The sequence below is a fragment of the Brevibacillus fluminis genome, from assembly GCF_052072235.1.
Lineage (GTDB): Bacteria > Bacillota > Bacilli > Brevibacillales > Brevibacillaceae > Brevibacillus_D > Brevibacillus_D fluminis_A.
On record NZ_CM125436.1, the window covers coordinates 4,113,953 to 4,127,840 of the forward strand.

Here is a 13,888-nt window from a genome sequence, read left to right on the forward strand (position 1 = left end):
GCATCCCTTCCCATTTTCGCTGGGTACTGGAAAAATAAAACCCCGAGCGGCTGCTGTGTCGGCAACGCTCGGGTTCTTCCCTTATTCCGCAATCAATTTCCGCAGTTCTTCATGCAAAACACCGTTTGTTGCCAGAAGCGATGGCAGATGGGTCTCGTCAAACGGCTGATGTTGATACGGCGATCCGTCCCAATAGGTCACGCGCGCATTCGCCTCCTGGGCGATCAAAATGCCGGCGGCCACATCCATAATGCCGGATTTCTGCATCACGACATAGTCGATCCATCCGCGCGCCAACAGGCACCAGTCGAGCGCCGGTCCGACGTTGCGCATCAGCCGCTTCGTCTCCAGCATAAACGGCTCCGTAAATGCCAGCTCCTGCTCGCGCGTCACCGAATGGCGGCCGCGCACATACGTGCCCACAGCCATCTTCCGCTCAGCGCGTTCGTTTACGTGAAGCGGGTTGCCATTGAGAAACGCGCCCTTGCCTTTCTCCGCCCAAAACATTTGATCGGCGATCGGATTATAAACCACTCCGAGAACGATCTCCCCCGCGTGCTGCAACGCGATGGAGACGGAAAAATACGGATAGCCGATAAAGTAATTGTTCGTTCCGTCGAGCGGATCAATGATCCACAAGTATTCTTCCTCCCGATCCAGCGCGCCGACTTCTTCCGAGTAAATCGAATGAGCAGGAAAATGCCGGTGCAGCACTTCGATAATGCGCCGCTCGCTTTCCTTATCCTCCGGCAGCTTCACATCATTGTGCAGCTCTTCATCCGGTATCGATTTTTCATTGAAACATTCCTTCAAATAGCTTCCTGCTGCACGTGCGGCCTGTATGGCGATTTCAATCATGGTCAGGACTCCTTTACCGTTTCTCTCAATCATTTCCCTTGCACACCCTTTCTGTCATTCGCTATGATGAAGAGATCATCAGCCTGACGGAAGGAGGGAAGTGCCGATGAACGCAGATTTTATTCGCTTGAAAAACCTGGAAGGCGAGTTGAAGCTGACGCAGATGACGAACAGCTTGTCATGCTCCGTCACCAGCAAAGAGCTTGTCTTCCAGAAGCCGCACACCACATACCATCTCTTTCTGGCTGATATATTGAGTATGCTGCCTGTGACCGTCCCATCCAAAAATGTGTCATTTCGGCATCAGGCCGAATTTATTCGATCGGAATTTTCTTCCGACTATTACAAACTGACAGCAAAATGGGTGCGGATCGTCACGCGCTCCGGTGTCGTTGAGCGGGAGGACATGGAATTTATCGTTCCGCTCTCATCGAAAATGCTTGCCTATATTTCCGATTTGGGCGGCTTGCAGGCCATTTAGTCCTGCGGGCTTCCCAACAGCATAAAGGTTCCGGTGCCGTGCGCGATCAGTCTGTTCCGAAACCTCCTCTCCATTTTCCACTACCACACAAAATTCTTCAATCATCCTTCCCCCTCCAAAACTGTAAAAATTTAATGAAGCTGCCGTTTTTGGGATACGCTACTAGCGATTGCATCCGCGCACAGCGCGCGAATTCTTCCTACGAGGTCGTGCCCATGAAACAAGATACCATCTCTTCCTATCAACTCGGTACGCTATTGATGCTGACGATCGGCTTGTTGAATCATGTCATCATTATCCCCTTGCTTCTGGATGCAGCGGGGCGAGATGGCTGGCTTTCGGTTCTCATCGGGCTGGGACTGCTGGTCCCTTATATCCTACTGCTCCATTTCACAATGCGCAAATTGCAGATGCAGCATCCCTATGAATGGTTAAGAGCCCGCTACGGCACGTTTGTCGCTCGTTTGTACGCGACTCTTGCCAGCTTGTACTTGTTCTGGATGGCAGCACTCACATTGGCGGACACCGTCAATTGGACGCGAATTTCTTATTTTCCGCAGTCACCGGCTATTTTTTTGGCGATCTTGCTTGTTGGCCTCTGCTTTTACAACGCGCACAGCGGGATTCGCAGCATCGCTCTTTCCGCGGGGATCACGCTTCCCCTCGTCGTTCTTTTCGGCTTTTTTGTCATGTCAGCCAACATGCAGCACAAAGACTACAAGGATATCATGCCGATGCTGGAAAACGGGTGGGACCCTGTTTGGCACGGTGTCCTGTTTGTCTGTTCCAGTCTTGCCGAATTGACGATTATACTCTTCCAGCAGCACCATCTGCGCAAGCCGCCGAGGACGGGCGGCCTCCTGATGATCAGCGTGATGTTGGCTGGCCTGATTGTCGGCCCATTGCTTGGCTCCATCAGCGAATTCGGTTTGGATCGCGCTCAGTCGATGCGCTATCCCGCCTATGAAGAGTGGCGCCTGGTCAGCCTCGGACGGTATATCGAGCATCTGGACTTCCTCTCGATCTATCAGTGGCTGACCGGCGCCTATACGAGAATTTCCCTGACGATGTTTCTGATTCCCGATCTGTACATGGTTCCTGTAAGCAAAAAGCGCACAGCGATCATGGGCGGGCTCTTTTTGCTTTTGGCGGCAACGATTTATTTGCCGTATAACGATGTTATGTTTATCAAGGCGCTCAGCACGCTTCTTCCCGTCAGCATGATCCTCTCGTTTACGCTCGCCGTCACGCTTTTCGTGATGGTTGTGTTTGCCAAAAACAAAAGGACCGTCAGCTCATGAACGAACAGCTCCTCTTCGAACTGTTTGACGGTTGTGCAGATGTTTCCTTCAGCCGGTTGAAAATGGGGTTTGAGGACGATCATGCGTCTGCCCTGATCGTCTACTGCGATAGCCTTTGCGATCTGGAACAAGTCAACCGGTTGATCTTTCCGGCCATGCGGCGGCTTTCCGAGCAGCAATTGCCCCCAACGCTGTTCGATATTGAACAAGCGATTTCCTTGCCCCTCCGCATGTTTGACCCGGATGACATGGAGCATGAGATCGTGGACCGCGTCTTTGCAGGAGAGCTGCTGATTTACTGGCGTCATATCGATCGGCTGATGAGTCTCGACATGGCCAATCACCCCAAACGGTCGCCGGAAGAGCCGAATACGGAAATTTCGATCCGTGGGGCAAAAGATGGCTTTATCGAGCAAATCGGAGTCAATATCGGCCTGATCCGCCAACGGGTGCGCAGCAATTCGCTGCACTACCAGCAGTTCGTCATCGGCAAGCGGAGCCAGACGCGCGTCGGGATTATGTACGTCCAAGACATATGCGCTCCCGATCTCGTCGAACGAATCCGCGAGCGCCTCAACCAGTTTCAGATCGACGCCGTCATTTCCTCGACCAATATCGAAGAGTTTTTGGTCAAGCGGACCTATTCGTTTTTTCCCGAGGTCGCGTATACCGGGCGTCCGGACTATGCCGTCAGCTCCCTGATGTCCGGACGCGTGCTGATTTTGGTGGATGGCTCACCCACCGTCTTGATCGCGCCTGCGAATTTTACGTATTTGCTGTCCTCGCCCGAGGATACGCACAGCTTCTTTTATTTCGTTTGGCTGGAGAGGCTGCTTCGCTTTCTCGGCTTCATCCTTGCCGTTTTCCTGCCCGGCTTCTGGGTCGCATTGTCCACCTACCATCAGGACCAGCTGCCGTTTACCTTGCTTGCCACCGTTGTCGTGGCGCGGCAAGGAATCCCGATGCCTGTTCCGCTGGAGGCGCTGCTTATCATCATTTTGTTTGAGCTGTTTAAAGAAGCCGGTCTGCGCCTGCCGCTCGCGGTCGGCCAAACCTTGTCCGTGGTGGGCGGACTCATCATCGGACAGGCGGCGATCAGCGCCGGGCTCGCTTCTTCCGTCATGCTGGTTGTCGTGGCGGCGAGTACGGTGGCGACGTTCACGTTCACCAGCCAATCGCTTGTCGGCTCGATGAGCATCGTCCGGCTTTTCGTCCTGCTGCTCTCCTCCGCACTGGGCATGTATGGCTTCCTGCTCGCCTTGATGGCGATTATCACGTATCTGGTCAATTTGCGCTCTTTCGGCGTTCCTTATCTCGCGCCATTCTCGCCGTTGATCTGGCAAGATTTGTTCCGCTCGATCCTGACGATCCCGACCAAGCTGTTGAATTACCGCCCGAAGCTGCTCCGGACGAACGATCAAACAAGACAAGGAGAATGAGTGATGGCCTATCGTCACAAAATCGCCTTTGTGCTCCTCCTCTGTTCGACGCTTTTGTTAGGAGGCTGCTGGAACTCCAAGGAGATCGAACATCTTCGTTATCCCACAGCGCTCGGGATCGATTACCGCAACAACCAGTATGAAATTTATCTGCAGCTCGTCGATATTTCCGTCATTGCAAAAATGGAAGGCGGCGGCCGACGCACAGGGCAAGAAATGGTCGTGCTGAAAGGTGTAGGACGTTCCTTTGACGAGGCCGCGTTCAACATCTACTCGTTTACCCAGCAGCGCGTAAACTGGAGCCATATTCGCGCCGTGATCTTTGGTGAGGGGGCGCTCAAGCTGGGGCTGGATGTTTTTCTGGACAATTTTTCACGCTACGGGGAATTCCGGCATACGTGGTGGACATTCACGGCGCAGAGCAATGTCAAAGACTTGCTGCTGCTCTATCCGACGATGAACACGCCGGCCATCTTTTCCCAATTGGGCGACCCGACAACCGTCTTTCGCCAAAGCTCCTATATCCAGCCCGTCATGCTCAATCGATTCGAGGCGCAGCTGTACGAAAAAAGCGTGACGACAATTTTGCCGCGCCTTTCCACACAGAACGAAAAAGTGTACACGACATCGAAATTACGGAAACACCCGGTGCTCACGCGCAACGGCGTCTGCGTGCTGAGCAAGCGGAAATGGCTGGGCTGCCTGTCCGTCGCGCAAGCAAGCGGCCTGCGCTGGATGTCGACCAAAACAGTCCGCACGCCTGTCAACCTGTTTGAAGGGAAAAACCCGATCGCCGATCTCGTCTTTGAAGACCCCCGCCCCACCATCACCTACCGGATGAAAGACGGCAAGCCTTATTTCACGATCAAAGTGGAAACGTCGGGCAGCCTGAGCGATTTGAACCAGCAAACAAGCGTGAGCAAACTGGAAAAAGAGTCGGCCAAGCTCATCGAGAAGCAAATCCGCGATACGTATTTGCATGGACTGAAGATGCACGCAGACATTTTCTCCTTTTCCAGAATCATGTACCGCCAAAATGTGAAGCTGTGGAAAACATTACAAAAAGACGGCCAACTGCAACTGACGCCCGCTTCCCTCGAAAAAATCGAAGTGAAAGCGACGCTGAAAAACTCCGGCGAATTGAAGTTTGTCCACTGATAACCCGCTCGCTTCACCCAAACGGAACGGTCCGTTTGGCGGCCTGTCCTGAACGAATGTTCAGATTTTTTAGGTTGTTACGCAGCACTTTAAAGTGGTAAGATAATTTGAAAAACCGGATTCGCCAAATAGGAAAGGAAGTTAACCATTATGCCAAAACGTAGAAGCGATATGATCAAAAAAGGCTTTGACCGTGCACCGCACCGTAGCTTGCTGCGTGCTGCCGGCGTAAAAGACGAAGATTTCGACAAACCATTTATTGCGATTTGCAACTCTTATATCGACATCATTCCCGGCCATGTCCATTTGCAAGAATTCGGCAAGCTGGTAAAAGAAGCGGTTCGCGAAGCAGGCGGCGTGCCGTTTGAATTCAATACGATCGGCGTCGACGACGGAATCGCCATGGGCCACATCGGCATGCGCTACTCCCTGCCAAGCCGTGACATCATCGCGGACAGCCTGGAAACCGTTGTCGCTGCGCACTGGTTCGACGGAATGATCTGTATTCCGAACTGCGACAAAATCACGCCGGGCATGATCATGGGCGCCCTGCGCGTCAACATCCCGACGCTGTTCGTGTCCGGCGGTCCGATGAAAGCCGGTAAAACGAGCGATGGCCGCTCCATTTCGCTTTCCTCCGTATTCGAAGGCGTTGGCGCGTACCAAGCAGGCAAAATCAATGACGCACAGCTGGAAGAGCTGGAGCAATTCGGCTGTCCGACCTGCGGCTCCTGCTCCGGCATGTTCACCGCCAACTCGATGAACTGCCTGTGCGAAGCGCTGGGACTGGCGCTGCCAGGTAACGGTACGATCCTCGCGATTTCCGAAGAACGCCGCGAATTGATCAAGTCTACTGCAAAACATTTGATGGAACTGATCGATCGCGACATCAAGCCGCGCGATATCGTGACACTGGAAGCGATTGACGATGCGTTCGCATTGGATATGGCGATGGGCGGCTCGACCAATACCGTTCTCCATACACTGGCGATCGCGCACGAAGCAGGGCTCGAATACCCGATCGAGCGCATCAACCAGGTCGCAGAGCGCGTGCCGCACATTTGCAAACTGGCGCCAGCTTCCGACTACCATATCGAGGATTGCCACAATGCAGGCGGCGTGACCGCAGTGCTCAACGAGCTGTCCAAAAAAGAAGGCGCGCTGCACCTCGACCGCATCACCGTCACCGGCAAAACGCTGCGCGAAAACATTGCGGGCCATGACATTACCGATACCGATGTCATCCGTACCCTGGACAATCCGTACAGTGCGAAAGGCGGCTTGGCTGTCCTGTTCGGAAATCTCGCGCCAGAAGGCTCCATCATCAAAACAGGCGCGGTTGATCCGTCGATTCGCCGCCATGAAGGTCCGGCAATCTGCTTCGATTCCCAGGATGAAGCATTGGCTGGCATCGCCAACGGCAAAGTAAAAGAAGGGCACGTCGTCATCATCCGTTACGAAGGGCCAAAAGGCGGCCCCGGTATGCCGGAAATGCTCGCCCCTACCTCGCAAATCGTCGGTATGGGACTCGGGGCCAAAGTCGCTTTGGTCACCGACGGACGTTTCTCCGGCGCATCCCGCGGGATCAGCATCGGCCACGTATCGCCGGAAGCGGCAGAAGGCGGCCCGATCGCATTCGTACACGATGGCGACATCGTCAGCATCGATATGGAAACCCGTTCCATCGAACTGAAAATCTCGGAAGAAGAAATGGCGAGCCGCAAAGCGGAATGGAAAGGCTTTGAGCCAAAAGTCAAAACCGGCTTGCTCGCACGCTATTCCAAGCTCGTGACAAATGCAAGCAAAGGCGGCGTCCTGAAAATCTAAAGCTGTCTTTCCAACAACAAATCCCCGGCCTTGCCAACCTGTTTGGCGAGCACCGGGGGTTTTCCTTTTCCACAACGCACAAAAGCTGCCGGGCCGGATCGCTCGACAGCTGTTTTCGTACATGGCTTATTGGGCCATCTGATTGACGGTTCCTCTCGGGTAGAGGACGTTCACATGATCAATCGTCGGGTCAGGAATCGCTGTGGTCGGCAGCGGGAATACCACCTTGAGCTGATAATCCGGGCTGACTTGGTAGACCTCGATTTGCTGATCGCCGATCTTGACGGTTTCCGTCGGTTTGCCTAACGTTTTCAACGCTTGCGATTTCGTGATTTGACGGAGCTGGTAATCGTACGAACGGATCTCGACGATTTGATCCCCTTTGTTGCTGGCAAGCACGACGCTTTTATCCGGGAACACCGAGTACAGCAGGCCATTGACGAAATCTTGGCGGGACGGCTTGCCCCATTCCCGTTGCATCTCATCGATCATCGACTTGCCTACCGTAACCGGAACTTCAAGCAGCTGGCCTTTAGCCGCGTTCGTCTTCAGCTCGCCCAGCAGCTCGTCTGGCGCTCGCTGTGCCATCAGATTGACCGCGCCTTGCGGATAGCGGACAACGACGTACTGGATCGCAGGATCAGGCTTTTGCTTGGTTGCCGCGGGGAATACGACCTCGAACAAATACTTGTCGTTCGGTTTGTAGACGTAGACGGTCTGGTCGTTGATCGTCGTATGAATGCTGTGCGGCAGCCCTAACGCTTGCTTGGTCTGCTTCATCGTCAATTTCGTCAGAGCCGGGGTCTGGTACCGAATCTCGACGACCTGCATGCCTTTGTTAAAGCCGATATCCAGCCCTTTCTTGGTGTAGGTGTTAAAGGTGAGACCATCTTCGAAACGAGTCGCGTCAGGCTTGCCCCACTGTTTTTCATACGTGTCAATCGCCGAGTTCTCGACGGAAATGCCGCCCTTCTCCACCTGCCCTTGGCGCGACAGCGCAAACAGCTGCTTGAGCAGCGAGCCGTCTCTTTCAGCGGTTGCGATCGGGGCAGCCGGATCGGATTGGGCCGGTGGCACCTGATTTTGCGTAGGCACAGGCGATGGCGTCGTGGCAAGCGACGGGTCAGGCTGTTTCGCGGTAACCGACTCCGGCAGCGGCGCTTGCGCTACCTGCTGGTCCTGATGCTTCATCACGGACGCGCCGACCCATACCGCGCCGACGAGCGCGCATACCGCGATCCCTTTGCCGAGGAGAGAGAATGATCCTCTCGTGCGCGTCTGTCTCATGTAGCGTTTTTCCTCCTGCATGACGTTCTCCAGTATTTGTTGCTTTTTTTCCTTGTCCAGTGAAAATCCCGGCAGTTCCCGAAGCTTTTGCAGCAATTCCTGGCCTGTTTTATCGGACATGCTTGATCAACTCCCTTTCATCCGCATAATCGCCCATCTGTGCTCTCAATGCTTTCATCGCGCGGTGCATCGTAACGTTGACTTTGTTCTCGCTGCAGTCCAAAATTTCAGCGGTTTGGGCCGCTGACAGCTCCTTGATTCCGCGCAGGATCAGCACCTCGCGATAGTTGGGCTTGAGCCGGGACAAGGCTGCATACAGCTGCGCCTTCTCTTCGCCTTGCGTCACGATTTCATCGGGGGCTTGCTCATTGGCCTGCACGTTTGCAAGCCAGCTTTCGGGCAAAAAGCTCCACCTGCGATTTTTTCGCGCGAAGTCGATCGCCGTATTGCGCGCAATCGTCAACAGCCACGTTTTGGGATGGGAACGCCCTGCAAACGTCTCATAGGCTTTGAGCGCTTTGATAAACACTTCCTGCACCATATCTTCCACGTCTCTGCTGCCTGTGTAATATACCAGGTACCGGAATACGTCATCACAGTAGAGTTCAAACAATCGCTTGATTGATTCTTGTCTGTCCACTTGTTCCTCCACCTTGTTGATTGGTTGGTATGGAATTAGACGATACCATGTTTCGGATATTACACTTTCCGCGAAAAAATAAATAGTTGCTGTAGTGGAGGCCCGGGGATTTTCGGAAACAAGTTGCGCGGCGCTGTTACGATGCCTGCTGGGGGTCTGTGATGACCGGCTCCGCGGAAAAAGGGAAACTGCGCCCCAATGCCACACGCTGCGCGGCGGGAGTATCTCGATGATGATAGGGGGCGCAAAAGATGTTTCCCTTTTCCGCTACGCCTGAGCGGGCATCGTAAAGGCGCCGCTCCACTTATTTCCGAAAATCCCTTTGCTGCTGGTCTTCCTTATACGGCTCCTTTCCTTTTCAATAGAATCATTTACCAAAACAAAAAAACTTCTATTGAAATGATCTTCAATAGAAGTTTTTCCATGAATCGCCCCGATGTTGCGTGCGGGGGAAAGTTTTTTCCGTTATTTGTTCATTTTTTCCCACATGGTCGGGGCTTCTTTGCCGACGGTTTGCATCAAGAGTTCGTACAGATTGGTGCTGCCGCGCTCTTCCGGGGACAGGTTGCGCTCCGCCAGCGTGAAAAGGTCATCGATCGTCAGCTGCTTGTCCCGCAGGGTGCGCATCGCCTTTTCCCATGCGACCGTGTGCGGACCGTGGTAATCGCGCAGCGTCTCCCATTTGGTGCGGTCGAGCTTGAGGCAGCATTCGAACATGTCGCCGACGACATCGACGGTTGCGCCTTGTGCGCCGCGCTCGAACAAGCGTTGGCGGAACACGTTTTTGATCAGTGCTTCTTCGCTGAATTCCATCAAAAACGGCGGCATGATATAACCGACTGGCAAGAGCGAACGCGCTGCCTGGAGCTGCTCGGAAGGGCGTTCCGCATCGCGTTTGGTCAATTCAACGACTTCCTGGATCATCGGCATCGCGCGGTCGATGTAGGCTTGCGGGTCTCTTGCCTCCGCCGGAACCTCATAGCCCCACGGCAAATTGGCGCGCTGCCCGCCTGCGATACGCGATGGACGTCCCACCGTATACGTCACCAAGTGATCGTACACCGGCTTGCCCACGCCGACGAACATGAACAGGATCGACTCGCCGCGGATCGGTTCATACGAATGGTGCGCCTTGACCATTTTGGTGAGAAAGCGCTCCTTGTTCGCCATATCATCGTATTTGCCCAAATACAGCGCCGCTTTGAACGCGGAGTAGGCTCTGTTCGTATCGGTGGCCCGCAGCGCGATGATGCGCCCGGACTGCACCACCTGCTGGCCGCCTTCTTCTTCCAGCTGTTGAATCGCGCGCTCTATTTGAACCAATGCCGGCTCTACCCAATCACCGAAATGGACCCGTCCATTTTTTTGCAATTCGTCTCTATTTAATTGAAATGCCATGAAGCTTCTCCCCTTCCATCGTCATACCTCATCTATTGTACCACATCAAAGCCAAATCTTTTGTCTTGCAATCCGATCAGCTTAGATTATAAATTGGTATAGATAGTGAGGCAGTTAAGGAGGAACTTATGCGTTTACGAAATATTCCTGGCGCTGAGGAAACATTGCGCCAATACCCTGTATTTGTCGCCAGCCCGACCTTGTTGAAAGGAAAGTGGCGCGAGCATTTTGGCAATGACAACCCGATCCATGTCGAAATCGGCTGCGGGAAAGGCCGTTTCATCACGACGCTGGCCGCGCGCCATCCGGAACGCAATTTCATCGCCATCGAGCTGAAGGCTGAAGTGATTTTGCGCTCCGCGCAGAAGACCGAGATGCAGACCATTCCCAATTTGGCGATGGTTCAGTATAATGCGGCGATGCTTTCCGACCTGTTTGCGGAAGGCGAACTCGCCTGCATTTATCTCAATTTCAGCGATCCGTGGCCAAAGGCGCGCCATTACAAGCGTCGTCTCACCTATAAAACGTTTCTCGCGCTGTACCGCAGCGTGCTTGCACCAGACGGCCACATCGAGCTGAAAACCGATAACGAAGGCTTGTTCGAGTTTTCGCTCAACCAATTTGCCAACGAAGGCTTTCAGCTGCACAACATCACCTTCGACCTGCATCGGTCCGCACAGGCAGAAGGCAATGTGATGACCGAATATGAACAGCGTTTTTCCGAGCGCGGCCAACGTATTTACCGCACGGAAGCGTTCGCTACCCCTCGTCAAACAGATCTGTCAAAAACCGCTGCCGATTCTCCAGAAAGCGGCGCGTAATCTGATAGTGATCCGTCTCTTCGTAGGCGATCGCTCGCAGCGGGGCCGAATCAAAGGATAAAATCTGTGCCCCCGGATACCCCAACAAAATCGGAGAATGGGTCGCAATGATAAATTGCGATCCTCCCTCCCTCTCCAATCTCCGCATGACCGCGAGCAGGGAAAGCTGTCGCGCCGGCGATAGCGCCGCCTCCGGCTCGTCCAGCAAATAAATTCCCTTTTTCCCGAATCGATGTGTGAACAACGCCAGAAATGCTTCCCCATGCGACTGCTCGTGCAGCGACTTGCCCCCATACGCTTCATAGCCTCTTACTGCCAACCGTGCCGTTTCATCGACATGGCTGGCAAATTGATAAAAGCTCTCCGCCCGCAAAAAGAAACCTTGCGTCATTTTCGGCAGCCAGGACAGCCGGATGTAGTCGCCAAACGCCGCTTCCCCCCGGTCAACATGATAATAATTGTTGCGCCCCCCGCTCCCGGTGTTGAACTCGCACTGGTACGCGATCGCCTCCAGAAGCGTCGATTTGCCTGATCCGTTCTCGCCGACAAAAAATGTGACGTTGCGGGGGAATTCAATCGTATCGACTTTTGCCAATGACGGAATCGTAAACGGATAGTCCTGACTTTTCTCGGGAAATTGGTCCCGCAAAATCGTTACGCTTTTCAAGTACATCTGTTTCCTTCCTCCTCGCCTAAACTTGTTACCAGTTCTTTCCGATACTTTCGGTAGGGGGGATAGCTGGTGACCAAAACCGATTTTCTCCAAGCCAAAGCTACGTATTTAATCGCCAATCCCACAGCGGATGAATTCACGTTTTACACGCATTTTGTGACGGCTCACCCGACGCTTGCGATCGGCTGGCTGATGCTTGGCCGCGAGTTCGAAAAGCGCGGCGAGCCGGACAAAGCATTCGATGCGTACCGGCGGGCCATGCACAGCCGGAAGCGCGATTCCTTCAGCGAAGAGGCTCGAGTAGCATACCAGACGATGCTGCGCACGCGAAAAGAGAAGCGCAGATCAGCATGGGTATGGCTGCGACGCGGTCTGTTGACCTTGTTCACCTTGCTTGCCGTCTCGCTTCCTGCAGCCAACCGCAGCGGGGAACAGGCGCCACCCGCTCCTGCAGCGTCAAGCGCGGAACAGACGCCCGGCAAAAAAATACCGCTGCGTCATACAGAAGTCATCGCGGTGTCCGGCTCTGTCTCCAACGATCAGCTCGCCGTACAAATGAAGCGCTATTTGCAATCGCGCCGCACGTATTACGACCATCCGTATACGGTCATCGCCGTCCCGGAGGAAGAAGGCATTCCGCTTTATACCCCTTTGCCGTTTTACCAACCGCAGCGGATGCGCGGCATCGTGACCTATGATCCTTCCAGTGATACGATTACGGATGAAAAATGGTTTCACGCCGCTTGCGATTGCGGCGATGATCCGCTGGCAGCGAGCGCGCGCAAGGCGTTCCATGAAGAGCGCGTTGCGCTGGAAGAGACTCTGACGCTCCGCAATGCCCTGTACCGCACCTACCAGCGCACGGGAAAACTGCCTGAGCGGTTGGATGATTTGGCCCGCCCCTATCCGGCGAACAGCCTCCCGGCAATTCCTCAGCTCCTGGTTCCTCCGAAGCAGGCAGGGGATGGCGCACCACAGAGGGCGCTGCCGGGCGAAGCGAGGTACATCGATTTTCCGTATCATCCGGATGCGCTCGTGAGCGACAACGTCTGGAAAAGCATGAGCAAGGTGCTCCCGCTTCCTTTTTATCCGGAACCGGCCATCCCGTTCGAGCCGATGCAGCTGTTTGTCCAGCAAAAAATGTTCAAGCTGCAGGTGATGAGCGGTCCACATCTGGTGCGGCAATATCCGATCGGAATCGGCAGAGAGGAACGGACGCCCGAGGGGTACTTTGCCATCCTGCAAAAAATCAGCCAGCCCGGCAGTGCGACCAATGCGTACGGGACGCGCGGCATGGTGTTTACGAGCGCGAACCATGCCATCCACGGCACCAACAAGCCGGAGAGCATCGGGCACGACGTCTCGCTCGGCTGTATCCGGCTGCACAACGCGGACGTTGAGGAGCTGTACTCGTTTGCGTCGCCCGGGACGGAGGTCATCATCTCCGATCAACCGAAGCCGCAGCTGAATTGGAAAAATCCGTCCCGGTTTTATTTGCCGACGGATGCCGATGAAGAGACGCCTGGCATCGTCTATCACTGGTTGAATTGATGATACAAAAAAAGGGCTACTCCGCATCATGCCTGATGACTGCGGACTAGCCCTTTTGTATGTCAGCTTATTCTTTCATTTCGCTAAGCTCTTCTTCTTGCTTGTTATCCCCTTCGGGATACCAATGATCCAGCACTTTTCCTTGCAGCACTTTGCCGCGGATGAACTCGGCCTGCGCCTCGGAAAATTGCGGTGTCCAGTCAATGCCCAATTGATCGGCAAGCTTGACGACGGTAAGCAGCTCTGCCCATGCAACATAACGTTTGTACCAGAAGAACTGGGGTTGCTCATTCATATACGGGTACAAATCATCGAATTCGGTATGTTTGCAATCAAGCGCACGTTCAAAGTATATCTTTGCTGACGCTAGTTTTTCTCCAAAGAATTCGTTAAGATTCACTTTTGCAAGGTCTGCCATCGCTATTCCCTCCCGTCGTGCATTCCTACTCTTTTC

The 13,888-nt window shown here is 54.1% G+C and carries 13 protein-coding genes; 7 read left to right on the plus strand and 6 right to left on the minus strand.

What is annotated here, in order from left to right; translation table 11 throughout:
* Nucleotides 1-81: 81 nt before the first annotated feature.
* Nucleotides 82-858, minus strand: a complete 777-nt coding sequence (locus ACTID9_RS20480) for an inositol monophosphatase family protein (protein WP_441066727.1) — start codon at nucleotides 856-858, stop codon at nucleotides 82-84.
* 106 nt (nucleotides 859-964) lie between these two features.
* On the opposite strand from ACTID9_RS20480, the gene ACTID9_RS20485 reads away from it, so the two are divergent.
* From ACTID9_RS20485 to ilvD, 5 genes are all read left to right on the plus strand, one after another.
* Entirely contained in the window at nucleotides 965-1,339 is a 375-nt protein-coding gene (locus ACTID9_RS20485; RefSeq protein ID WP_441066728.1) for a hypothetical protein, read from the plus strand.
* 215 nt (nucleotides 1,340-1,554) lie between these two features.
* Nucleotides 1,555-2,640, plus strand: coding sequence for a GerAB/ArcD/ProY family transporter (locus tag ACTID9_RS20490; RefSeq protein ID WP_441066729.1), 1,086 nt, complete (start codon nucleotides 1,555-1,557; stop codon nucleotides 2,638-2,640).
* A complete protein-coding gene (locus ACTID9_RS20495; RefSeq protein ID WP_441066730.1) occupies nucleotides 2,637-4,079 on the plus strand; it encodes a spore germination protein in 1,443 nt (480 codons plus the stop codon). Before ACTID9_RS20490 ends, ACTID9_RS20495 begins: the two co-directional genes overlap by 4 nt.
* A 3-nt stretch (nucleotides 4,080-4,082) precedes the next feature.
* On the plus strand, nucleotides 4,083-5,237 hold the full coding sequence (locus ACTID9_RS20500; protein ID WP_441066731.1) for a Ger(x)C family spore germination protein: 1,155 nt from the start codon (nucleotides 4,083-4,085) through the stop codon (nucleotides 5,235-5,237).
* 150 nt (nucleotides 5,238-5,387) lie between these two features.
* A complete protein-coding gene (gene ilvD / locus ACTID9_RS20505; protein WP_441066732.1) occupies nucleotides 5,388-7,064 on the plus strand; it encodes a dihydroxy-acid dehydratase in 1,677 nt (558 codons plus the stop codon).
* Nucleotides 7,065-7,190: 126 nt separating this feature from the next.
* Here ilvD and ACTID9_RS20510 read toward each other — a convergent pair whose 3' ends face one another.
* From ACTID9_RS20510 to ACTID9_RS20520, 3 genes are all read right to left on the minus strand, one after another.
* Nucleotides 7,191-8,471, minus strand: a complete 1,281-nt coding sequence (locus ACTID9_RS20510; protein WP_441066733.1) for a DUF4309 domain-containing protein — start codon at nucleotides 8,469-8,471, stop codon at nucleotides 7,191-7,193.
* Nucleotides 8,461-8,991: an RNA polymerase sigma factor gene (locus tag ACTID9_RS20515; RefSeq protein WP_441066734.1), complete on the minus strand. Its 531-nt coding sequence runs from the start codon at nucleotides 8,989-8,991 to the stop codon at nucleotides 8,461-8,463. Before ACTID9_RS20515 ends, ACTID9_RS20510 begins: the two co-directional genes overlap by 11 nt.
* A 465-nt stretch (nucleotides 8,992-9,456) precedes the next feature.
* Nucleotides 9,457-10,389: a hypothetical protein gene (locus tag ACTID9_RS20520; RefSeq protein WP_441066735.1), complete on the minus strand. Its 933-nt coding sequence runs from the start codon at nucleotides 10,387-10,389 to the stop codon at nucleotides 9,457-9,459.
* Nucleotides 10,390-10,517: 128 nt separating this feature from the next.
* Here ACTID9_RS20520 and trmB point away from each other — a divergent pair, with 128 nt between their 5' ends.
* On the plus strand, nucleotides 10,518-11,210 hold the full coding sequence (trmB, locus tag ACTID9_RS20525) for a tRNA (guanosine(46)-N7)-methyltransferase TrmB (protein ID WP_441066736.1): 693 nt from the start codon (nucleotides 10,518-10,520) through the stop codon (nucleotides 11,208-11,210).
* Here the strand turns inward: trmB and ACTID9_RS20530 are convergent.
* Nucleotides 11,149-11,883 carry an AAA family ATPase gene (locus ACTID9_RS20530; RefSeq protein ID WP_441066737.1) on the minus strand — a complete coding sequence of 245 codons (735 nt, stop codon included), beginning with the start codon at nucleotides 11,881-11,883 and terminating at the stop codon, nucleotides 11,149-11,151. The two genes, trmB and ACTID9_RS20530, sit on opposite strands and share 62 nt — an antisense overlap.
* Before the next feature lie 69 nt (nucleotides 11,884-11,952).
* Here ACTID9_RS20530 and ACTID9_RS20535 point away from each other — a divergent pair, with 69 nt between their 5' ends.
* Entirely contained in the window at nucleotides 11,953-13,434 is a 1,482-nt protein-coding gene (locus tag ACTID9_RS20535) for a L,D-transpeptidase family protein (protein WP_441066738.1), read from the plus strand.
* Nucleotides 13,435-13,501: 67 nt separating this feature from the next.
* Here the strand turns inward: ACTID9_RS20535 and ACTID9_RS20540 are convergent, their stop codons facing one another.
* Complete coding sequence (locus ACTID9_RS20540) at nucleotides 13,502-13,852, minus strand: hypothetical protein (RefSeq protein ID WP_122919087.1); 351 nt, start codon at nucleotides 13,850-13,852, stop codon at nucleotides 13,502-13,504.
* Between the last annotated feature and the right edge of the window lie 36 nt (nucleotides 13,853-13,888).